The 21008-nt window shown below is 67.4% G+C and carries 25 protein-coding genes; 2 read left to right on the top strand and 23 right to left on the bottom strand.

Annotation, left to right across the window (positions count from 1 at the left end; translation table 11 throughout):
• Positions 1–4: 4 nt before the first annotated feature.
• The 3 genes from ACFW9O_RS02215 to ACFW9O_RS02225 form a co-directional block, all read right to left on the bottom strand.
• The gene (locus ACFW9O_RS02215; RefSeq protein ID WP_384604037.1) at positions 5–1483 is read right to left on the bottom strand and encodes a Hint domain-containing protein; all 1479 of its coding nucleotides are present in this window, start codon (positions 1481–1483) and stop codon (positions 5–7) included.
• A 180-nt stretch (positions 1484–1663) separates the two neighbouring features.
• Positions 1664–2266 (bottom strand): hypothetical protein, encoded by a 603-nt coding sequence (locus ACFW9O_RS02220; RefSeq protein ID WP_384605227.1) that lies wholly within the window; start codon positions 2264–2266, stop codon positions 1664–1666.
• Between the two features lie 170 nt (positions 2267–2436).
• On the bottom strand, positions 2437–3303 hold the full coding sequence (locus ACFW9O_RS02225) for an NAD(P)H-binding protein (protein ID WP_384604039.1): 867 nt from the start codon (positions 3301–3303) through the stop codon (positions 2437–2439).
• A gap of 77 nt (positions 3304–3380) precedes the next feature.
• On the opposite strand from ACFW9O_RS02225, the gene ACFW9O_RS02230 reads away from it, so the two are divergent.
• Entirely contained in the window at positions 3381–3965 is a 585-nt protein-coding gene (locus tag ACFW9O_RS02230) for a TetR/AcrR family transcriptional regulator (RefSeq protein WP_384604041.1), read from the top strand.
• Between the two features lie 67 nt (positions 3966–4032).
• On the opposite strand, the gene ACFW9O_RS02235 is transcribed toward ACFW9O_RS02230, so the two are convergent.
• Complete coding sequence (locus ACFW9O_RS02235) at positions 4033–4497, bottom strand: MarR family winged helix-turn-helix transcriptional regulator (protein WP_384604043.1); 465 nt, start codon at positions 4495–4497, stop codon at positions 4033–4035.
• Between the two features lie 101 nt (positions 4498–4598).
• Here ACFW9O_RS02235 and ACFW9O_RS02240 point away from each other — a divergent pair, with 101 nt between their 5' ends.
• On the top strand, positions 4599–5546 hold the full coding sequence (locus ACFW9O_RS02240) for a zinc-binding alcohol dehydrogenase family protein (RefSeq protein WP_384604046.1): 948 nt from the start codon (positions 4599–4601) through the stop codon (positions 5544–5546).
• 141 nt (positions 5547–5687) lie between these two features.
• Here the strand turns inward: ACFW9O_RS02240 and ACFW9O_RS02245 are convergent, their stop codons facing one another.
• The 19 genes from ACFW9O_RS02245 to ACFW9O_RS02335 form a co-directional block, all read right to left on the bottom strand.
• The gene (locus ACFW9O_RS02245; protein ID WP_384604047.1) at positions 5688–6032 is read right to left on the bottom strand and encodes a hypothetical protein; all 345 of its coding nucleotides are present in this window, start codon (positions 6030–6032) and stop codon (positions 5688–5690) included.
• A 281-nt stretch (positions 6033–6313) separates the two neighbouring features.
• Positions 6314–6550 (bottom strand): DUF2283 domain-containing protein, encoded by a 237-nt coding sequence (locus tag ACFW9O_RS02250; RefSeq protein WP_384604050.1) that lies wholly within the window; start codon positions 6548–6550, stop codon positions 6314–6316.
• A 90-nt stretch (positions 6551–6640) separates the two neighbouring features.
• Positions 6641–7204 carry a dihydrofolate reductase family protein gene (locus tag ACFW9O_RS02255; RefSeq protein WP_384604051.1) on the bottom strand — a complete coding sequence of 188 codons (564 nt, stop codon included), beginning with the start codon at positions 7202–7204 and terminating at the stop codon, positions 6641–6643.
• Between the two features lie 111 nt (positions 7205–7315).
• Positions 7316–7873 carry a DinB family protein gene (locus ACFW9O_RS02260; RefSeq protein ID WP_384604054.1) on the bottom strand — a complete coding sequence of 186 codons (558 nt, stop codon included), beginning with the start codon at positions 7871–7873 and terminating at the stop codon, positions 7316–7318.
• Between the two features lie 242 nt (positions 7874–8115).
• Positions 8116–8685 (bottom strand): DUF4240 domain-containing protein, encoded by a 570-nt coding sequence (locus ACFW9O_RS02265; protein ID WP_384604056.1) that lies wholly within the window; start codon positions 8683–8685, stop codon positions 8116–8118.
• A gap of 107 nt (positions 8686–8792) precedes the next feature.
• Entirely contained in the window at positions 8793–9437 is a 645-nt protein-coding gene (locus ACFW9O_RS02270) for an OmpA family protein (protein ID WP_384604059.1), read from the bottom strand.
• On the bottom strand, positions 9437–10033 hold the full coding sequence (locus ACFW9O_RS02275; protein ID WP_384604062.1) for a hypothetical protein: 597 nt from the start codon (positions 10031–10033) through the stop codon (positions 9437–9439). The genes ACFW9O_RS02270 and ACFW9O_RS02275 overlap by 1 nt, the downstream gene beginning before the upstream one ends.
• 30 nt (positions 10034–10063) lie before the next feature.
• A complete protein-coding gene (locus tag ACFW9O_RS02280) occupies positions 10064–10654 on the bottom strand; it encodes a pilus assembly protein TadG-related protein (protein WP_384604064.1) in 591 nt (196 codons plus the stop codon).
• An 8-nt stretch (positions 10655–10662) separates the two neighbouring features.
• Positions 10663–10896: a hypothetical protein gene (locus tag ACFW9O_RS02285; RefSeq protein ID WP_351167447.1), complete on the bottom strand. Its 234-nt coding sequence runs from the start codon at positions 10894–10896 to the stop codon at positions 10663–10665.
• A gap of 203 nt (positions 10897–11099) precedes the next feature.
• Entirely contained in the window at positions 11100–12179 is a 1080-nt protein-coding gene (locus ACFW9O_RS02290) for a response regulator (RefSeq protein ID WP_384604067.1), read from the bottom strand.
• Between the two features lie 69 nt (positions 12180–12248).
• Positions 12249–13607 carry a sensor histidine kinase gene (locus ACFW9O_RS02295; RefSeq protein ID WP_384604070.1) on the bottom strand — a complete coding sequence of 453 codons (1359 nt, stop codon included), beginning with the start codon at positions 13605–13607 and terminating at the stop codon, positions 12249–12251.
• Between the two features lie 53 nt (positions 13608–13660).
• The gene (locus tag ACFW9O_RS02300; protein ID WP_384604073.1) at positions 13661–14548 is read right to left on the bottom strand and encodes a DUF5936 domain-containing protein; all 888 of its coding nucleotides are present in this window, start codon (positions 14546–14548) and stop codon (positions 13661–13663) included.
• A 39-nt stretch (positions 14549–14587) separates the two neighbouring features.
• Entirely contained in the window at positions 14588–15526 is a 939-nt protein-coding gene (locus tag ACFW9O_RS02305) for a type II secretion system F family protein (RefSeq protein ID WP_384604076.1), read from the bottom strand.
• Between the two features lie 59 nt (positions 15527–15585).
• Positions 15586–16926 (bottom strand): CpaF family protein, encoded by a 1341-nt coding sequence (locus tag ACFW9O_RS02310; protein WP_384604078.1) that lies wholly within the window; start codon positions 16924–16926, stop codon positions 15586–15588.
• A 29-nt stretch (positions 16927–16955) separates the two neighbouring features.
• Positions 16956–17357 carry a TadE/TadG family type IV pilus assembly protein gene (locus ACFW9O_RS02315; protein WP_384604081.1) on the bottom strand — a complete coding sequence of 134 codons (402 nt, stop codon included), beginning with the start codon at positions 17355–17357 and terminating at the stop codon, positions 16956–16958.
• Positions 17351–17860 (bottom strand): pilus assembly protein, encoded by a 510-nt coding sequence (locus ACFW9O_RS02320; protein ID WP_384604084.1) that lies wholly within the window; start codon positions 17858–17860, stop codon positions 17351–17353. The genes ACFW9O_RS02315 and ACFW9O_RS02320 overlap by 7 nt, the downstream gene beginning before the upstream one ends.
• A gap of 37 nt (positions 17861–17897) precedes the next feature.
• Positions 17898–19145, bottom strand: a complete 1248-nt coding sequence (locus ACFW9O_RS02325) for a CpaE family protein (protein ID WP_384604086.1) — start codon at positions 19143–19145, stop codon at positions 17898–17900.
• A 7-nt stretch (positions 19146–19152) separates the two neighbouring features.
• Entirely contained in the window at positions 19153–19866 is a 714-nt protein-coding gene (gene cpaB, locus ACFW9O_RS02330) for a Flp pilus assembly protein CpaB (RefSeq protein ID WP_351167429.1), read from the bottom strand.
• A 212-nt stretch (positions 19867–20078) separates the two neighbouring features.
• Positions 20079–20939 carry a hypothetical protein gene (locus ACFW9O_RS02335; protein ID WP_384605229.1) on the bottom strand — a complete coding sequence of 287 codons (861 nt, stop codon included), beginning with the start codon at positions 20937–20939 and terminating at the stop codon, positions 20079–20081.
• Between the last annotated feature and the right edge of the window lie 69 nt (positions 20940–21008).

Consider the following 21008-nt stretch of genomic DNA (forward strand, 5'->3'; position numbering starts at 1 on the left):
CGGCCTACGGCGCCGCGGACGGGAACGCGGTGATGAGCTTCCCATCGCGCACGACCACCCGGATGTAGTACTGGGGGTCTCCCGCAGCAGTCTTCCCGATCGCTGAGGGGAACTTGTGGTAGTAGGTTCCGTCGCGTGTCTCACCGTTGAGCGCCCTCTTGATCATCTTCTCGATCTTCGGCTTGCTCGTGGTGTTGAACTTGCTCTTGTTCGGGTACTTCGACCGATTCACGTGCCGGTCCCAGATGTGGTCCCATCGCCCCTTCGAGATCGGGACGCCGCAATCGGTGTTGTGGACCAGGACCGCCTCGGAACCGGCCACCACGTAGTACGTGTGGATGCCCGAGACCGTGAGGTCGTGCGTGGTCCGCGGCTCCGTGTGGCGGGAGACGGAGGCCACCGCGAGCGCCGTACCGTCCGCCGTACGCAGCCGCGCCCCCGGCCGGACGTCTCCGGCGTCGAGCCACCGCCGCTGGTCGAGGTTCCAGAACGGGTGGGTGTCGGTGGCCGTGACGACCGCGGGCCCCGTGGGTGTACGGAACGTCAGCCGGGTGAAGTGCTTGTCGTCGTGGGTGGTGATCAGCCGTTCGACCTCACGGGGCCCGGACAGTCCGGTGTCCGGGTCCGTCGCGTACACCATGGAGCCGACGGTGACCTTCTCGATCCCGGTGCGGCGCCCGTCCGCGAGCAGGACCGGCGTTCCCGGAGGGAAGCTGTGGGCGGCCGGGCACGTGGTCGGCTTGTCGTCCGGCTTGTCGTCCGCCTTTTCCTCGGGCTTCTTCGGGGGGTCCTTCTTCTCCGTGTCGAGCTTCTTCTTCGCGTCGGCGAGCTTCTTCTCCGCGTCCTGGACCTTCTTACGGTTCTTGATCAGACCCGTCAGTCCGTCATACAGATCCCCACCGTGCTTCTTGAGCTTCTTGACCAGCTCAACGGCCTTCTTCCACTTCCACGGCGCCCCGTACTTCGCCGCGAGCTTCCCGACCGCACCACCCACGAGACTCAGCAACACATTGATCAACGTCTCGGTGCACGCACCCATATCACCCTTGGTGACACAGTCCAGCGCATCCGTGATCCCCAACTCCTCAGCAAGGATCTTCGCCAGTTCCTTGGCCGCCTCGACGGCCTTGTCGGAATTGGTCTTCTCCTCCTTCTGAGCGTCCTGCAGCTCCTTCAACGCGGCGTCGTAATCGATCTGGGACTGCGACTTCGGAGAACCGTCGTCCGACGCCGGCACCCCGTCACCCGGCCCGCCGGTATCGCCACCCTGGGCCTCGGTCCCGTCACCACCACCGCAGTTGCCGCCACCCGTCACCTGACAGACAGCCGTACCGAACCGCTCCGCCAGCTGAGGGCCCATCCCCGTCGCCAACAAGGCGCCCACGATGGCCACCACGACAACGACCAGGCCGACGTACTCGATCGCACCCTGACCCCGCTGCGACCGACGCAGACCCGCAAGACGCGCATCCGTACGCGGCACAGACCTCCGCGACCAACGGCGCAAGCGACGACGCACAACCCCCAGAACTGGCATGCATGAGACGCTAACCACCGGACATACGAGGCGTCTTGGGCCCATGGACCCAACTCTGCCCACCGGGAGAAGGGGTGGCTCGGACGGCCCGGAAGAGGTTTTTCCGGCGGCGCAGCCGACGAGACGTCAGACGCTGAGGACGGCGTTCCCGAACACCCGCCACGGCGACTGCTCCACCGACTCAAGGTCCGCCAGCTGCGGGTGCCGGTACGCGATGCCCTCCCGTACGGCAAGGACGTCGGGCCACCCGTCGAGACCGGCCGTACCCTCGACGACCACACCGTCCCAGTCCGTCCCCGCGGTCGCACCCTCGCGGTCGACGACGAAGCCGATGCAGAGCACGGACGCCCGCCCGACCGTCAGCCTGATCGCCCGTACGGTCTTCTCCAGCTCCTCCGGAGGCAGCCCTCCGAGGTCGAACTCGGCGACGGCCACCCCCGGTCCCGCCCGACGGATGCGCATCAGGACGTCCAGGTCATGACTCGCCCACAGCCGCACACCGATCCCGTCCAGTCGCTCCAGTCCGGCGATGGAGAGCAGCTGCTCCCTGGAGACCGGCGACCGGGTCCCGCCGGGCACCGGCGATGAGGGGTCCCGGCTGTCGAGCACGATGCGCCCGGTGACCGGATGGGCCGGCCGGAGCCCCGCTGCTTCGAGATCGCCGAGCAGCGTCCCGGCATCGACCCGGGTCCAGCCCAGGTGGTACGAGTGGAAGAACCCGGCACCCATGGAACGCCTCACCCCATCGCAGCGTGAACACTTCGCTTCGGCGCCGGCCAACCGGCTCACCGGCGAGAGTATTCAGCCGCCGAGGCCCTGCGCGTAGGCCCAGGGACCCACCTCCCGGCCCAATCCGGAACCGCCGGTCCCCGACGTGTCCGGCACTCCCGAGCCCGCACTCAGCCGAAGGCGGCCCGGTTCACCGTCAGGAACTCGGCGAAGGTGCGCGGTTCGCGGCCGGTGAGGTTCTTGACCTCGGGCGTCGTCGCGGCCAGGGATCCGGTGCCCACATCGGCCCAGAGGTGGGCGACGTCGCGGGCGAACCGTGCCGGCACGCCCTGCTCCTGGAGCCTGCCCACCATGTCGTCGCCGCTGAGGCCGACCACGTGGACAGGCTTGGCGAGGGCGCTGGAGAGCTGCTCTGCGATCTCGGCCATCGTGAGCGCTTCGGGGCCGGTCAGCACGAAACTCCGGCCCGAGCCCGCTGATTCGGCCAGCAGGGCGGCCGCGCAGGCGGCGATGTCGTAGCAGTCGATGTACGAGACGGGCGCGTCGGCCGCCGGGGCGATGAGGCTCCCGTTGTCACTGAAGGTGCCCGCTCCGGTGATGAAGTTCTGCATGAAGCCGCTGGGCTGGAGGAGTGTCCACTCGACACCTGATGCCTTCAGGTGCTGCTCGATGTCCCAGTGCGCGCCCTCCGCGAGTCTGCCGCCCTGGTGAGCGTGCCAGACCGAGATCTTGACGATCTTCCCGACGCCGGCACGCGCGGCCCTGTCGATGACTGCCTTCTGCTGGGCGACCATGGGCTGCTCCGCCCCCTCCGCGGTGGGGACCGCGCCCGCACCGTTGAGCAGGACCTGGTCGACGGCAGTGAGCGCCGCGTCGATCGACTCCGGGTCGTCGAAGTCGCCGACGACGTACGGGCAGCCGAGCGTGCGGCCCTTGTCGGCGTCCCGGACGAGGGCTTTGAACGGGACCTGGAGTTCCTGTAGTTGCGGGACCAGGTGCCTGCCGATGGATCCGGTGGCTCCGGTGAGCAGGATCATGTGAAGCCCTTCCTCTAAGGTGAGGGGTCCTCGGAATGATAAGTCGAGGCACCCTCAACTTGGCAAGGGGCAGATGGATGAGCGACGCCCGAACGCGCCGGCCACGCGCCGACGCACAGCGGAACCACGACCGGATCCTGACGGCGGCGGACGAGGTGTTCAGCGAGCAGGGCACCGGCGCCTCGCTGGAGAGGATCGCCCGTCAGGCCGGCGTCGCGATCGGAACCCTGTACGGGCACTTCCCGAACAGGCGCGCCCTGTGCGCGGCCCTGCTGCGCGAACGACACAAGACGCTGTTCGAGTTCGGTGATCAGCTGCCTCGGCGGGGCTCGGCGCCGGAGGCGCTCGCGGGGTGGATGAGGGCCGTCGCGGTCCACGCGGCGGCGTACCGGGGGCTTGCCGCACTCCTGATGGCGAGCCTCGACGACGAGGCCTCGGAGCTGCACGAAGCGTGCGAGCGGATGGCCGCGATCACGGAGGCCCTGCTGCGCTCCGCCCGCGAGGTGGGCGCGGTCCGCGATGACGTCACGGCGGCGGACGTGCACGCACTGATGAACGCCGCCGCCTGGATGCGTGAGCAGGTACAGGTGGACACGGCCGAGCACGTGCTGGACATCATGATCAACGGCCTGCGAGCCGGCCATGAGCCGGTGAAGCACTGAGCCGCGGGTCCCGGACGCCTGCCCCTACGGGCGGTCCGCGCCTTCGCCCAGGACGCCGCGCGGGAGCTCAGTCGACGGGCCGGACGCCCGCCCGAGGCGTCTGCTGGGCCAGGACAGCGGTCGCGCGTTCCAGGAGTTCGCACAGCGCCGCATGATCGGCGGGCGAGAACGAGTCGGTGAGTGCGCGCTCAAGGATGACCACCTCCTGATAGGCGCGGTCCAGCAGCACCTGACCGTCGTCGGTCAGGGTGGCGATCTGCACCTTGGCGTGCACCGGCGACGCCTCCCGGCCGATGAGGCCCTTGGTCTCCATATTGGCCAGCACGCTGCCCATGCTCTGCTGCGTCACCCCGCAGGAACGGGCCAGCTGCGCGCCGGACATGCCGCCCTCACGGGAGAGCGCCAGCAGCACGGTGTACTGCGTCATCGCCAGTCCGTGGGTACGCAGGACCGCCTCATGGTGCGCCATCAGGGCCTGCTCCGCCCGCCGGATCCGGGTGCAGAGGTACTCCTCGACCGGGGTGTCCACCATGCGCTCCCCACTCCAATAACAGATTCATGGGTTGACTAAGGAACCTTATATACATACGGTTCGACTATAAGGATACTGAGTCGACGCAAGGAGCTGTAACTGTGAAGGCAGTCGTCCTCGACACCGATGACCAGTACCGGGTCACCGACCTCGACGAGCCCGCCCCCGGCCCCGGCGAAGTCGCCATCCGCGTCGCCTACGCCGGGGTCCAGTGGGGGGACACCATGGTCCGGGCCGGCCACTTCCCCGTACCCCGTCCCTTCGTCCCCGGCTTCGAGGCGTCCGGACACATCACCGCCGTCGGCGAGGGCGTCGACGCAAGCCGCGTGGGCCGAGCCGTCACCACGCTGGTCACGGGAGGCGCCTACGCCGAGGTGGTCGTGGCACCGGCCGTCCTCACGCTGGACACCGGCGGGGTCCCGCTCCGGTCGGCCGCAGGTGTCGGCTGGGGCACTCCGACCGCCTACGACCTGATCCACACGGCCGCCCGCGTGCGGCCCGGCGAGAGCGTACTGATCCACGCCGCCGCCGGCGGGGTCGGCACCCTCGCCGCACAGTTCGCCGCGATGGCCGGGGCAGCCCGGATCGTCGGCGTCGTCAGCAGCGCGGCAAGGGCCGACTACGCCGCGCAGTTCGGCTACCACCAACTCCTGATGCGTGAGGAGTTCCCGGCCCGGCTCGGCAACGAACGATTCGACGTGATTCTCGACCCCGTCGGCGGCCCGACCCGCCGCACCAACCTGGCGCATCTCGCAGCGCACGGCCGCCTGGCCGCCTACGGCAACCTCAGCACCTTCGACCCGGTCCTGGCCGACGCCAACGACCTCCTGATGCAGGGCAAGTCGCTCGTGACCTACAACAGCAACCTGCTCAGCCGGACGCACCCCGAGCGACTCTCCGACAGTGCCCGCCGCGCACTCGACCTTGTCGCCGGAGGCCAGGTGCGCGTGGACATCACCGCCGAGTACGACCTGGCGGACCTGGCCACCGCAGTCCAACAGCTCGCCGACGGCACCACCCTCGGCAAGAGCATCATCCGCATCGCCTGACACGCACGAACACCGAGGCACGGTCGCACCCGTCGCACCCCGCAGGGCGGGAAGGACGCGGGGGGGGCAACGTCAGGTGGCTGCCCGCCACCACGACCGGCCATCAGCAGTGCCTGCTGGGTGCTTCCGGTAAGCCGCGACCTACCTGTCGGCCTTGTCCAGGCGCCAGGCAACCATTCCTGTGGCCCCCGGCATCCCCTCGGTTTCGATCCCGACTTCGGCCGCCGCGCCTGTGACGGGCAGGCGAACGGGGACGCCGTCGCAATTCACGGTCCGGCGGACAGGGTTGTCCAGGGCTACGGACAACGACATCACGCCCTGCCCGGCGCAGGCGACTGCCAACTCGTAGGAGCGCCCTCGTACCAGCTCCGGTTCGGTGTGGAATCCGTCGCTGACACGTTCAAGGCCCGCCTCGACAAACAGGGGGTCGCTGTCGCTGATCTCCTCCGTACCGAGGGTCTCCTCGAGCTGCCTACCGAGTCTCACCTCAGCGCGGGCGGATGCTTCGGAGGGCTGCGTCCGCTGTTCCCCCGGACTGCTTTCCGACGCGCTCGGCCCTGTTGGCCCGCTGGAGTCGCTGGTGCACCCTGCGGAAAGAGCAACGGACACCACGGAGACACAGCAGAGGGCAAGGCGGCGCCCCGATCGGCGCAGTTGCGGCGTCATGAACTCGTCGCCCCGTATCGCCAACCGATCTCCTTGGTCAGAAGCTTGGCAGTGCCATCCAGCTCCCGCGGGCCTCTGCAGTCACGGGAATCTCAAACGAATCACGTGCTTGGCGGACGCGGCTCACGGTCGATCCTCTCTGCGCCGGCCAACAGCTTCGGATGCAACCGGCGTCCGGCACTGAACAGCTCGATGCCCAGAAGTCGTCCGTGCGAGTCGTAGTCGAGTATCGCCGTGTCGTCCTCGGCAGGTACCTGCCGGACAGCCTCTCCTGGGGCGATGCTGTCGACAAGGTAGATGTACGCCATGTCCGCGATTGCGTCGTACTCGACCCGCATGACTGACCTTCCCCGCAGATCTCCGACCTGTAGTGCCAGGCCCTGGTCTTCCGGAGAGCGTACTGGCGTCGACGATCGCCAGGACAAGCCCTAACGCACCACGCGGTGGCGGAGGTAGACGACCCCCGCGCCGAGAGTGCGGGTCTCCACGAGTTCGAGATCCACCCGGCGCTCGCTCCGGGGGAAGAAGGGAATGCCACCGCCGACCAGCACGGGGTGGACCACGGCCCGGTACTCGTCGATCAGACCCGACGCGGCGACCTCGGCGGCGAGGGTCGCGCCGCCGATCGCGATGTCGCCCTCCCCCGGCTCGGCTCGCAACCGCTCGATCTCCTCCGCCAGTCCGCCGGAGATCAGGCGGGCATTGCCCTGCACCGTCGACAGCGTCGTGGAGAAGACCACCTTGGGGAGCGGATTCCAGAGCGCGATCCACTCGCGATCCGCATCGCTGAGTGACGCATCCTGTTCAGCGGTCTCCCAGTACAGCATCGTCTCGTACAGCTTTCGCCCCAGAATGTGGACGCCGACCTCCCGAATCTCGTCGATCCAGAAGCGGAAGACTTCGTCGTCGGGCTCCGTAAAGTCGAAGCCGCCGTCCGGCCCGACGATGTAGCCGTCGAGTGAGACGCCCATCGAATAGGTCACTCTGCGCATCAGAAGTCCTCCTGGGGAACGGGTTCGACAGTATGACCGCCGAACACCGCAGAACTCATCGCGGCTCGCGGGGTCCTCTGAGCCGAGTCCTGGGGCACATGAGATGACACCTCAGAAGGTGAAATCCTTGGGAGCTCCTTCGCCTACGCGACCGTCTACCGCCTCGCGAAGGATGTCCGCGTGGCCGGTGTGCCGCGCGTACTCCTCGATCATGTCCAGGAGCATGTCGCGGACGGTGGGTGTGCGTCCGTCAGGCCAAGTGAAGGACGCAGGTCCGTCGAGCCCTCGCTCCTTGATGACCTCGGCTACGAGTTCACGCGACCGCTCGACTGCCGCGTGCCACACGGCGTAGAGGTCACCGGGCGGGTCCAGCGCCCCGGTCCGCCACTCCCAGTCCGGGTCGGCGTCGAAGTCCACCGCGTCCCAAGGGGCTCCGTACTCACGGCCGGCAAGCTTGACGGCCAGCCAGTCCGCCTCGACCAGGGCCACGTGCTTGACGAGGCCACCGAGCGTCATCGCGCTGGCAGCCGTGGTGGCGCGCAGGGCCTTCTCGTCGAGTCCCGACGTCTTCCAGGCGAAGGTCCGGCGGTTGCGCTCGAGAACCGAGCGCAGAGACTCCGCCTCAGCGAGGGCCGCAGGCCGGGCAGGGAGGGGAGTTGACTCGCTCATGACCAGCAGCATAGGCGTAGCTGCCCCGCAACGGCATCGCACCGATGTCGTGCCGAGGAGGAGCCGCACCGGCCGGCCCGTACTGCTGAGCGGACGGAGCTGTCCGGTCTTCGGCCCGACACGAGACGTCGTCCACGACGCACTGTTGCTCCACTCCGTTCGCGGCCTGCGCCCCGCCGAACTCCTGACGGCCGAACGGCTTGAGTGGCCGCGGTCGAGGCTCTGGAGGTCGCAACCACCGACTACGGGGTGCTGCCCAAGCAGAGGGCGGCGAGCTGCGGGAGTCGGCGCCGCATCTCATTGGGGTCATCGAAATCGAAGTCCTCGCCCATGTCTACGGAGGCTTCGTCGGAACTGGCACGTGAGGCGCTGTACTCGTTCCACGCCTCGTAGAAGTCCTCTCCATCGCCCGCGACACGCTCGAACGCGTAACTGGCCGCATAGTTGACGGCCTCGTCGAATACGGCCTCGTCCCTGTACGCCTCCGCAGCAGCCATCACGGCCGGGTGCCCCGCAAGGACGTCCGGGAAAGCCGCTGCCCTCTCGTACCATTCGCGGCCCATCCCGATGAGTCCGGCGCGGAAGTCCATGAAGCTGTCGTCCGAGCAGCCACCGCCGATGAGGTAGGCGGCTGCCCACACGTCCCAGCGGTACACGGCTTCACGGGCCTCGTCGAAGCGTTCCTGGTAGCGGAGGATGTCGTCCTTGGTACGGGTGGCCAGCTCATCGACCAGGGCTTCGGCGAAGGGTTTGTCTGCCGCGGAGGCAGAACGAGCGGCCTCGATGACGGTCCAGAACTGCGAGGTGTCCATGGCTGGGAACTCTGCCAGCCGGGTACGACAACGACCCTTCGGTGCCGAACGGGTCACGGCGGCGGCACAGGTGCCGCCGCCGTGAAGTTCTCGCTGTGCCCAACAGGTCAGCTCTGCGAACCCTCGGCGCGGAGGAAGGAGACCTCCACCCGGCGGTTCTTCTTACGGCCCTCTTCCGTGCTGTTGTCGGCAATCGGGTACTGCTCGCCGTAGCCACGGATCTCGAAGGTGATACCGGATCCGGACAGCGACGTCTCCAGGACGTTGTGCACGGCTTCCGCACGCTGCTTGGAGAGGACGTCTCCGTGCGCGGAGGAACCCAGGTTGTCGGTGAAGCCGAAGACACGGACCTTCTTAGCGTCCTGCTTCTTGATCTCGGCAGCGATCGCGTTGATGCGCCCGTTGGCCGCGGAACTCAGCTTGGCACTGTCCTTGCCGAAGAGGACCTCGGCCTGGAGCGCGAACTTGATGTCGGTGTTGGTGTCCTCGCGACGCTCGTCGCCACCCAGGTCTTCGACGACGGATTTGATGTCGAGAACCTTGGGTGCGGCAAGCGTGGCACCATCCGGCAGCTTCAGATCCGTGTCGTTCGGATCGACCTTGACCGGTGCCTCTGCCGAGGCGGAGGGGTACGGGCTGTCGTCGGCGGATGCCTGCGGCACCCCCGCAACTCCGAACGCGACTACCCCGACGAGCACGGTCATCGCCACGCGGGATCGAGCCCGCTGGGTAGTGGTGATCGCGGCACTCATTAGGAGATCTCAATCGACGCGGTAGTGAATCCTGGGAACTGAAGGTCCACCGTGGTGGTCGTCTGGGCAGGTGCGGGGAACTGGGCGAAGAAGGGGAGGCTCTTGCCTGCGTCGATTCCGGAGTCGTAACTGGTCGTCGTGAGCGGTCGGTTGTCCGTGTCGCGCAGCACGTAGTAGCGCTTCTTCTCCTGAGAATCCACAAGAGTCATCGCAGCCAGGGAGGGCCCTGTACGCGCGACGGCCTCTTCCGTTCCGCTCCACTGAACCGGTGTGACGACCCGGCCTCCCGTCGTGTTCTTGAACTCGCCGGTCAGGGTGAGGAAACCACCGCTGTCCCGCTTGGCGACATGCACGATCAGGTCAATGCCCTTGTCGCCCTTCACAGTTACAAGGACCTTGCTGGTGTCCGGCAGTGTTTCCCCACCGGCGCTGCCTGTTTCCTTCTCCTTGGTCGGCGCAGAGGAAGTCGAGGACTTTTCGCCCTTCGCATTCTTTCCGTCGTCGCCTCCGCAGGCAGCCATGGTCAGAGTCAGGGTTGCAGCCAACAGGGCTGCGGCGCCGGCTCGGCGCACATCCCTCACGTACCGAATACTCATTGATCCAGATCCTTTGCGGTCATTTCGAGGTCAGTCCTCGGCCAGTCGAACGGTGAAGAGCACGGCCATGTCAGGCATGAGCGCCAGGTCCTTGGGGTCGATCACCCACACCCTGGTGTCACAGAAGAGCGTGCCTGGGGACGGCGAGGACAGGTCCGGGTTCGGGACGAATTTGCAGCGGGGTTCGACGACGGCCGTTGACGTGACCTGCGCGCGCTTCCCCTCGGTACCCGGAACCAGGTTCGCGCTCATCCCCTTGTTCGACTCAACACCGACCCGGAATCCCCAGCGGCCGTCAAAGAGCATGCGGCACTCGACGCTGGTGGCGTCGTTCTGTCCAGCGAACCTGGACGCCTGTCCACAACCGTTGTGAGTGCCGGGAAAGGGGGTGTTGAACACAAGGGTGAGGTAGGCCCTGTCCAGGATGTGGGCCCGCAGGTCCACCTCTTCCAGACTGCGGGATTCCTGGGCTGCCGCCAACGCAGAGGCATCCGCCGCAGTCTGTGCGCCGTTGCGCCTGACATCCGCTTCACCGAACGCAAAGAAGATCAACGCAAGGAAGAGCAGGCCGACCACCGCTGTGATGTACAGCGGTGCGGCCTGCCCTGCCTCGGACTCCATCCGACGGGTCACCCGTTGAGAACCGAGTCGATCTTCTCCTTGAACTTGCCGGAGATCGTCTCGCCCATCTTGGTCTGCAGCAGGGCCACGACGATCGCCACGACGAGGATCGTGATGCCCACGTACTCGATGGCGCCCTGACCCTTGTCGCTGCGGCGCTTCATCGCCTTGACGGCCGTGTTCGCCCAGGTGTTGACGTAGACCTGCGTGGTGGTGGCGGCCTTCAGAGTGATGTTCGACATGGTGTTCCCCTCCCAGTTCGGCCGACCGGAGATCGGCCGACGCTGCTGCGTAAGTTGTCGTGCCGTCCGCGCTTCCGGCTTCCTCCTGGCCGGTCTCGCTTTCGACATGAGAAACGTACGTCGGGGCAACACCCACTCGCATGGGCCTCAGGGCCCAACTCCGGGCCCACTCCTCGGGTTGGGCCTTCGGGCCCATCATCTGCTCAGACATGCCTCGTCGACCCCCCGGACGACATGCGGTGCCAGAAGGCGATGGCCTCGCCCCGGCTGCCGGCATTCAACTTCGCGAAGATGCGGTTGATGTGGTTCTTGACGGTCTTCTGGCTGATGAAGCAGGTGGCCGCGATCTGCTGATTGGTCATGCCTGAGGCAATCAGATCCATCACTTCCACCTCCCGTTCACTCAGCTCGGCGATCATCCCCTGAGGCACCACTGCGGGAACCCCTGTAGAAGAATGTGCCACAGATGGTTGCGCAAGCGAAGCCCCTTGCGAGATCTGAGACGCGCCCAACTCGCCCTGACCTACGCCCACCTGCGGATTCTGACCCACGCTGGATGCCGGCGAGCCCGACACACCGTGTGCGGATGCAGATACTTGTCCGGGTGGAGCGGCGGGTCGGTAGCCGGGTCCGTCGAATGCGGTGCCCAGACCTTCGGGGAGTGGCCGGCCGCCCTGCCCCTGTGCGCCTCCTTCCCGTACCGATTCCAGCAGTGCGCTGGATGCGGAGTACGTGAAGTGGGCCCGCCCTTCCTTGGTGTCGCGGACGGCGGCGACCAGCTGGTCAGCCGTGAACTCACCGTGCACGAGGTAGCCGCCTGCCCCCAGTCGCAGAGCTTCGTGGACGATCGAGCTCTCGCGGCTGTACGTCATCATCAGGACCGGGGCCAGGCGTACCAGGTGGGGCAGGGCCGAGATGCCGTCGACGCCCGGCATCCGTACGTCCAGCAGAACGACGTCCGGGCGGTGCTGCACCGCCATCTCGTAGGCCTGGCGTCCGTCTCCCGCCTCGGCGACCACGTCGATGTCCTCACGGCCCTGCAGGAGAACCGTCAGCCCTGCACGTACGACCGGATTGTCGTCGGCGACGACGACCCTCAGGGGCAGCGGCGCGGGCATGGCGTCCGGCAGGGGAAAACCCGGGAAGTCTCCGGATGCCGCGGGTGTGGGGACACCGGAGGTTGGGGTGGAACTGAGCGGGCTGGGGTGCGAGGACGTGTGCTGCGAGACATGCGGGTGCTGTGTCCACTGCTCTCCGGAGCTGCGGGAGATCTCGTCCGGCATGGTGCGGCCTCCTCTCTCAAGGGTGGGGACTGTGATGTAACTGTGTTTCTGTGAACGTCAGTTGCGGGTTCATGGGTGTTGGCCGGGCACCTGCCCGAGCGGAGGTCGGTACTCCGGGGTACTGGGGAGTGCGGGGGGTGCCAGATCCATCGCGGCGAGCGAGAGGTCCAGGCGCACCTCGGTCCCCCGTGCAGCGCGGCCTCGGCCGATGCGGATGCGAGCGCCGATGGACGCGGCCCGCTCGACCATGCCGACCAGGCCGAAGTGTCCGGCCTTCCTCAGGTCGGCCAGCGAGGTTCCCGAGGGCAGGCCCTCGCCGTCGTCGTACACGCTGATGCGCACCACATCGCGGACCAGGCCGGCGGAGACGTCCACATAGCTGGGGCGCGCGTGGCGCTGGGCGTTCTCCATGGCCTCGGTCGCAATCGTGAGTGCGTGCCTCGCCACCGCATGCGGAATGAGCGGAACGGGCCCCTCACTCAGTCGGTGGAAGGCTGCCTTGACGCCGTGGCGGCGTGCGAAGTCCCGTGTGCGCGCCTCCAGTTCGTCGAGGACGTCCACTCCACCGTCCAGGCCGGACTCCCTACGGAGGTCGGAGAGCAACTCACGGGACTCGGCTGCGGCTCGTCGGGCGGATCGCGCGACGAGCTCCGCCTGGTGCTTGACCGTGAGCGGGTCCATGCGGTCCGCCGTGCTGGCCAGTCCTTCCGCCGCGAGAGCGAGACCGTGGAGGGTCTTGGCAACGGAGTCGTGCATCTCACGGGCGAGACGGGCCCGCTCCTCCTCCACCGCGCCGTTGACCGCGAGACGGGCCCGGGTGTCCGTCAGCGCCTGGGAGGCCGCGCCGAACCGGAGCAGCAGACCCCGCAGGGTGCTGCCGACGGCGCCGGCCATGATGCAGAGTCCTACTGCCAGGAGCGCCGAGGCGTCGGCTTCGACCTTCTCGCTCACTCCGTACGCAGCAGCCAGCAGCAGCGACTGAAGCGCTGCGAAGATCGCACCGCCACGCCACCCGTAGACCAGGCCGGCAAGGAGAGGGGTGCAGACCGTGACGTATGTGAGGGTGGAGCCCGGGGTGGCGGCGAAGAGCAGCAGGGCGCCGAACACCATGTCCGCCGCGAGCAGGGACGGGTGGCGGAGCAGGATGGGGCCGAAGCGTTCCCAGTCCCGCATCAGCGCGTACGACACCATCACGGTGACGAGTACGGCAGCTCCCACCAGCAGACTGCCGAGCCCGTCCTCGACACCATCCAGTGCGAAGGGCGTGGCCAGGGCGGTCATGGCGAGCCTGAATCCGAACAGCTGACGGCACAGCGCCTGCAGTGCGTTCACCTGAATGGGCAGTGCCGGTACGTGGCCGGGTGTGCTCTCCGCAGTGGTCGCGTCGGGTCCGCCCGTGAGTGCCGGTGCGGTCTGTCGTGGGCCCATGAGCCTTTCACCTCCTCATCAGGTGCCGGGCGTGCTGTCTGCGTTCTGTGTGGTCAGGTACCGAAGACATCTCCGACGCTGACGTCGGCCGCGTAGTAGAAGCCGACAGCGATGAGGATCATCGTTCCGGGCAGCATGAAGCTGGTGACGATCAGCGTGGCCTTCGGTACTGCCTTGGATGCCTTGCGCCGGGCGTTCTGGGCATCCGTGCGGCGCATGTCGTTGGCGATCTGGATCAGCGTGTCCACGATGGGTGCGCCGAGCTCCTCGCCCTGCTGGAGAGCGGATACGAACATCGAGACCTGCTCCGACTCGTTGCGCTTGCGCAGCTGGTCGAAGGCCTCACGCCGGCTCACACCCATGTCCATCTGGCGCAGTGTGATGCGGAGTTCGTCGGCCCATGGCCCCGAGTACTTCTCGGAGACCCGCTCCAGCGCCTGCCGGAAGCCGAGGCCTGCGGATACGACAACCGCGAGCACATCGAGAAAGTCGGGAAGGGTGCGATCAATATCGTCCTTGCGCCTGCTCACTGCGGCCCGGATGATCACGTCGGTCCAGAAGAAGCCGTAGACAACCATGAGAACGGCAAGTACCACCTGACCGTTCATCAGCATGGCCAGGCCGGCGATGCCCCCCAAGCCACCGTAGACCGCTCGCCGTGCCGCGTAGCGGTCGACTGTCATGCCGCCGGGGTTTCCCGCCATGTCCAGCTTGCGGCGGACCTTGTCGACCCTCTTCGGCCCCATCATGCGCAGAACCCGGGGTGCGTACCGCATGCCCATGCGGTCAACGGCGGAACCGGTGACTGTCGCGCGGCTGGCGCCGACCTCCAGTGCAATGGCCAGGTCGCCGGGCAGCTTGGCGTCCGCCCGGTACATGCGGATGCCTTGGAAGGCTCCGTAAACGGCGAGTCCGAAGACGGCCGCGATCAGCAGATCCATGGTGTGTGTCCTCCTCCTAGTTCTTCAGGGCCGTCAGATTCAGATACGGACTCGGGTGAGCCGGTTGATGAGGAAGAAGCCCAGGCCGTAGAGGCCTGCGGCGATCAGCACCGCGATCCGGCCGGGTGTCGCAGCCGTCATGTCGTCGAGCGCCCCGGCCCGCATGCCGTTGATGATCAGCAGGAAGCCCATCCCGAGGACGGGGACGGCGACGGCTGTCACCTTCACCTGTGAAAGGAGCGTGGTCACTTCTCGCCTGGTCTCCTTGCGCTCCTCCAGCGTCTCCGTGAGGTTGCGCAGCGACGAGACGATCGTGCCGCCGGCCCGGTTGGAAAGGATCAAGGTGGAGACCAGGACGGTCAGCTCACGGGAAGGCAGCCGTTCGACGAGTTCGTTGAGCGCGTCGTCGAGGGTGTGGCCCACGGCCAGCCGGTCGGCCACCCGCCGAAGCTCCTCCCGCGCCGGGTCGTCGAGCTCCTCGACCGCCATCCCGATCGCGGTACGCAGGGCGAGCCCGGCCTGGGTCGCGTTGGCCAGGACCCGGGTGAGCTCGGGCAGCTGGTTGATGAACGCCTCGGTGCGCTTGGCCCGCTGGTAGTTGAGGAAGGCGTTGCCGCCCCACAGCCCGATGAGGGCGGCGAGGAGTCCGAAGAACGGCGCGAAGATCGACCCGACGACGAAGTAGAGGCCCAGCAGCGCGGCCACCACGTAGACGGCGTACTCGCCCGGCGTCAGATCCAGGCCCGTCGCCGAGATCTTGCGCTCGATGCGCTTACCGAGGCTCGTCGTCCGGAGACGCCTGTCGATCCCGCGGAAGCGCCGGACGCGCCCGCCGATCGTGACCTGCCCGGTCTGGGACATGCGGTCGAACAGGACCTGCCGCTGCGCCTTGCCCGCCGAGTAGCCATGCACGCCGAGGACGGCGAACAGACCGGCGAGCAGAGTGACTCCGATCGTCAGGAGCGGAAGATTATCCATGTCGGGCGGGGACCTTCTCAGTGAGCGGCGGACAGGGACGGGGACAGCAGGAGCAAGGGTCAGGCGGCGGATTTGCGCATGACCAGCTGCTCTTCCGACTGGGCGACACCGAACGCGGCCGGGATGGCCTCGCTGGTCATGTAGAAGCGCTCGGCGACCCGGCGCGGCAGCGGGTAGTACTCGAACTTTCCGACGACGCGTCCGTCGGCGCCGATCGGCTGGGCTGCGAAGCGGCAGACCGAGACGATGCGGTAGTCCTCGCGGCCGTGGGAGTCGACGACGGCGATCTCCGTGATGCGGCGGGAGCCGTCGGCGTGACGGGTCAGCTGCACGATTACATCGACGGCACTGTTGATCTGGTCGTGGATCGCCACGAACGGGATCTCGACCTCGGACATGGAGCTCAGCGTCTGCAGACGCATCAGCGCGTCCTCGGCGTTGTTCGCGTGGACGGTGGCGAGCGAGCCGTCGTGACCGGTGGACATGGCCTGGAGCATGTCGAGGGTCTCTCCGCCACGGACCTCACCGACGATGATGCGGTCGGGGCGCATACGCAACGAGTTGCGGACGAGGTCGCGGATGGTGATCTGGCCCTTGCCCTCCACGTTCGAGGGGCGGCTCTCCAGCGTGATCACGTGGGTCTGCTGGAGCTGGAGCTCGGCGGAGTCCTCGATGGTGACGATGCGCTCGCCGTTCGGGATCAGGCCGGAGAGTGCGTTGAGCAGGGTGGTCTTTCCGGTACCGGTGGCTCCGGAGACGATCACGTTGAACTTCGCGCGGACGAGTCCGGCGAGCAGGACGAGCATGTGCTCGTCGAGCGAGCCGAGGCCGATCATCTCCTGGAGCGTGAACGCCCGGGGGAATCGGCGGATGGTGAGGATCGGGCCCTTGAGGGAGAGCGGCGGGATGATCACGTTGACACGCTCGCCGGAGGGCAGCCGGGCGTCCACCATGGGGTTCGCCTCGTCCACACGGCGGTTGACCGTGGAGACGATGCGCTCGATGGTCTGCATCAGCTGGTCGTTGGACGAGAAGCGCATGGGGAGGAGTTCGAGTCGGCCGCCTCGTTCCACGTACACCTGCTCAGGACCGTTGACCATGATCTCGCTGATGGACGCGTCCTCGAGCAAGGGCTCCAGGATGCCGAGGCCGAGGGCTTCGTCGACGACCCGGCGGATGAGCTGCGAGCGCTCCGTGGAGGAGAGGACGGGTCCCTCACGGCTGATGATGTGGCCCAGGACGCGCTCCAGGCGCGCCCTGCGCTCGGCCGCCGCGAGGGCGGACATCTCGGCGAGGTCGATCTCCTCCAGAAGCTTGGCGCGGTAGATCCCGACCAGCTGGCTCTCCTCGCTCAGCCCGTTCGTCGGTTCGGGACTGGTGATGCGCGCCCGCAGACTCATGTTCTCAACTCCCTCGTGTGGTGCGGTGGTCAGTCACGCGGCATGGTGGCGCTCTTGGTGACCGATCCGAAGTCGAGCAGCGGGAGCAGGGCGGGGATCTCGACCTTCGTCGTGACAGTGATCTCGTCGCCGCTCATGGAGGGCGTGAACGTGGCCCCGTCCTCGAGCCAGCCGCTCATCGAGGCCCGGCCCGCCTGCTCGTACTTCCAGGCCTGGTTGTCGTACGAGGCCACCCGTGCCGCCGCTCGCGAGGCGGTGCCGGCCTGCTGGGCGGCGTACACGGCGATACCCAGCTGCACCGCGGCGATGGCAACGATCAGGAGGAGGACGAGGACACCCACGTACTCGATGGCTGCCTGGCCTCGCTGCCGCGGCACGGTCTTCCGGGTCAGCTCCGTCACGGACTGACGCCGCAGTATGTGCGTCACCACGGTCCTGGCCTCTCCACATTGGCTGCGGCCTCACCCGTCAGCGTCATCGGCAGGTTGAAGGCGCCGGGGAAGAACAGCGGCACCTTGACGTCGACCGTGGCTTTCACCAGGTCACCGCCAGGGGTCACACCGCAGTCGAAGTCAGCGACCCAGGCACTGGGCAGGTCCTCCCGTCCGGCCTTCTCGCAGGCCACCTTCCGGCTTCCGTACGTGGACGTGGCCGCGGTGACCGCCTTGTCGGCCGCGTTGCCCGCCAGCATGAACGTGTAGCCGATCACGGCGCCCTGCCAGAGCAGGGCCAGCGTGACCAGGATCAGCGGGAGTGTGCCCGTGAACTCGATCGCGGTCTGTCCCCGGTCACTCCGGAGTCCAGCCCGGAGCCCGCCCCGGCGGCCCGCCACGCCACACGGAGCCGCGTCACCCGGCGGCTCCGGTACGCCGGGTATGAGGTGTTCGGCTGCGCCTCCTGGGCCTGTGACAGGTCCCGTTCCTGGAAGTCTCATGGTTCAACTGTCCCCCTCGGTCGCATCGTCTCGCTCGTCACTTCACACGTCCGCGCCGGCCACCGATGGCACCTCGGTCACCCTTGAACTTGCCTTGCTTGTCCGGGATTTCTGCGTTCTTGACCAGTCCCAGATCTCCCGCGAGCCCCCACAGTGCCTGCTTCACCGTGGACTTGGCCTCCAAATCCTGCATTCGGCCCGCGTCCACGACCGCCTGCAGTTCCTTGAAGTTCGCGGGGACGACGATCCGGGCCACCTTCGTGGCCGTGATCTTCTCGATCAGTGGCGGCTGGATCTCCGTGTTGCGGGTGTAGCGGTTGACGACCGTGATCGTCTCCTCCGCCTTGCGGATCTGCAGCCGGTCCCAGAGCCGGACCATGCGTTTGGCGGCCCGGACCGTCACCACGTCGGGCGTGGTCACCAGCAGGGTCCGGTCCGCCATTTCGATCGCTGCGGCGTTGGCGGTGTTCATGTGCGTACCGCAGTCGATGATCACCACTTCGAAGCGGTGCCTCAGTGCGCTGATGGTCTGGCGTACGACCCGGTCGCTGACCTCCTCGCCCCGCTCCCCCTCTCCCGGAGCGAGCAGCAGCCCGATTCCGGTGTCGTGGTTGAACAGGGCGTCCTGGAGCACGCGGGGCGAGATGTCCTGGATGGTGGAGAGGTCGACGATCGACCTGCGGAACTGGACGTCGAGGTACGAGGCCACGTCGCCGGACTGCAGGTCCAGGTCGGCCAGTGCGACGGTGTGCCCGGACGCCTTGGCCGCGAGGGCGAGCTGGACCGCGGTGACCGTCGTGCCGACGCCGCCCTTGGCTCCGCTGACGGTGACGACCGTGCCGCCCGGGCCGGTGAAGACGTCCGCTCCCTGGCCCAGGTGCCGGCGGACGCCCACGGACCAGGCCGCTGCGGCCTGTACTCGCTGGGCCAGTTCCTCGTACGAGATCGGCAGACCGACCAGGCCTCGCGCACCGGAGTCCATGGCGGCCGAGTAGAGCCCCGGGCTCGCGTCGGTGGTGACCAGCACGACCCCGACCGCCGGGAAGCGGAGGGCCACCTCCCGGATCAGCTCGAGCGCTGGAACCGGACCGATCCGCTCATGTACCAGCACGACCTCGGGCAGCTCGTCCAGGGACTCGCCGGCCAGCCTTGCCAGGGTGTCGAGCAATGAGGTCGAGTCACCCAGAGGCCCGGCCGGCTCCGCGTCGGGGAGCTGGCTGAGCAGTGTGGTGATGGATCGGGCGGCGTCGGCCTCACCGACGGCCGGGAGGATTCTGGTGCTCATCCGGCCCTCACTTGTTCTTGTCTTCGTCGAGGTTGTAGCTGCCCTCGCCCGGACGGAGCGTGGTCGGGCTGTTCTCCGGGAGGAGGGCGAGACGTACGTGCTCGGCGAAGGACTCGGCGTAGGCGACGCGCTGGGCGTCCGTGGTGTTGAGGGCGAAGGTGATCGGCACCGCCTCGCTCGGACCGCTGTTGCGGTCGTCCCGCTTCGGGTCCAGGGCGGTCAGTTCACCCACGTCGATGACCTTGGCGTTGGGCACGATGACGCGCGAGGTGGCCTTGTCGCCCTGGCTCTCGGCGGCGAAGGTCGCGAAGATGTTGACGAGGTTGCCGGGGCGGATCTTGCCTGCGACACCGGTCGCGGCGTCGATCATGATGGCTATCTCCTGCTCCCCGTTCTCCACCCTCGGGCGCTTGACGAGCATGTCGTCCTGGAGGAGGGAGCCCTTGCGCAGCTGGGTGACGGCGATCTTGCCGTTGATGATCGCGAGGTCGGTGACCGCGTTCTCGGACAGCCAGCGCTTGGGCATCTCGACCTTCTCGAACTGCCCCGGTTCAAGTGCCGTGTACGGGGCCACATCCGTTTTCACCTGGTAGGCAGTCACCTCCGGACCGACCTTCGAGTTGACGTCGCTGATCACCGAGAGCACACCGGCGAAGGCGCCGAAGGCACAGAGGACCGACAGGAGCAGAAGGATGACGCCGCGGCGTTGCCGTGAGTTCATGAGCGGAGCAACCTCGTTGGGAGACGTGGGCCGATGAGCGGGCAGATGGGCGGAGCGGATTCGTGCCGTTTCGGATCATGAGGCGGAGCGGAGCGGAGCGATCGGGCGGCCGTGTCGTACGGGCGTGGGGACCCGGAGCCATTCGGTCCGGTGGTGCCGTCCGACAGTGCTGTTCCGGCTGCCGCGAGAGCACAGCGGGGACGCACGGTGTTCTACGACCCTTGGCGCATGGGTGTTCCTTGGTTCAGGACACCGGAAGCGCGCGTTTGGTTCTCCTGCGGCTTCAGTGGCGCCGAGCACAACCCACAGCGGTCGCCGATGAGTTCATTTCCGCACCAGGTGCAGACCTCCCTGCGGACCGAGGAAACCAGCTGGTAGATGACCGAGATATCGGGCAGGAAAGCAGCGAATTCGATCATCTTCGACGTGCCCCACCAGCCCGGTGAATCCGAGGGCAGCGCGACTTCGTGCACGGCCTGGACCTGCCAGGCCGGTGCGATCGTGGCGGTCACCCAGTCCGACTGCAGCTGGCCCTTGGCGACCAGCAGGTGGGTACCGAACTCGGGGCCGGCCAGCTCTCCCGCACCGATCTTGATCAGCTGGGGGTTCGGGTTGGCGAGCACCCCGAACTGCGATCCGGGTACCCATGACTTGGCATGGGCCTTCAGGCTGACGGGGACCCGGTCGAGCTTGGTGACGGAGTTGAGGAGGGCGCCGGCGTGGATGTAGTGGGCGAGCAGCCTGGCGGCGGATGCCACCACTCCGGCGCTGAAGTCGCAGATGGACAACTGCCGCAGCTGCCGCACGAGGACGGCCAGCCCGAGGGGCGGGAGATCCACCTTGAGCAGGGCGATCCGGTCGCTCTCGAGCATGTTGCGGATGGTGTGCATCCGCCGTTCGTGCGCGGTCGCGATGTTGGCCGGATAGACGGCGATGACATAGCCGTGCTGATCGAGCAGCACCTGCATGTCCACCAGCGCCTGGTCCAACGCCTGGTCACCGGGCGCCTGCAGGAGCGCCGCGGGCGGCGTCTGCTGGTCGGTCGGCGGTAGGACCAGGTCGGCACTGGTCACTGCTATTGCGGTCGGCACGCTGTTCCCCGTTCGGCTCCGGCCGCCGCGTACCGCCGGCCGCAATCGCTC

The organism is Streptomyces sp. NPDC059499, from assembly GCF_042749285.1.
Classification (GTDB): Bacteria; Actinomycetota; Actinomycetes; order Streptomycetales; family Streptomycetaceae; genus Streptomyces.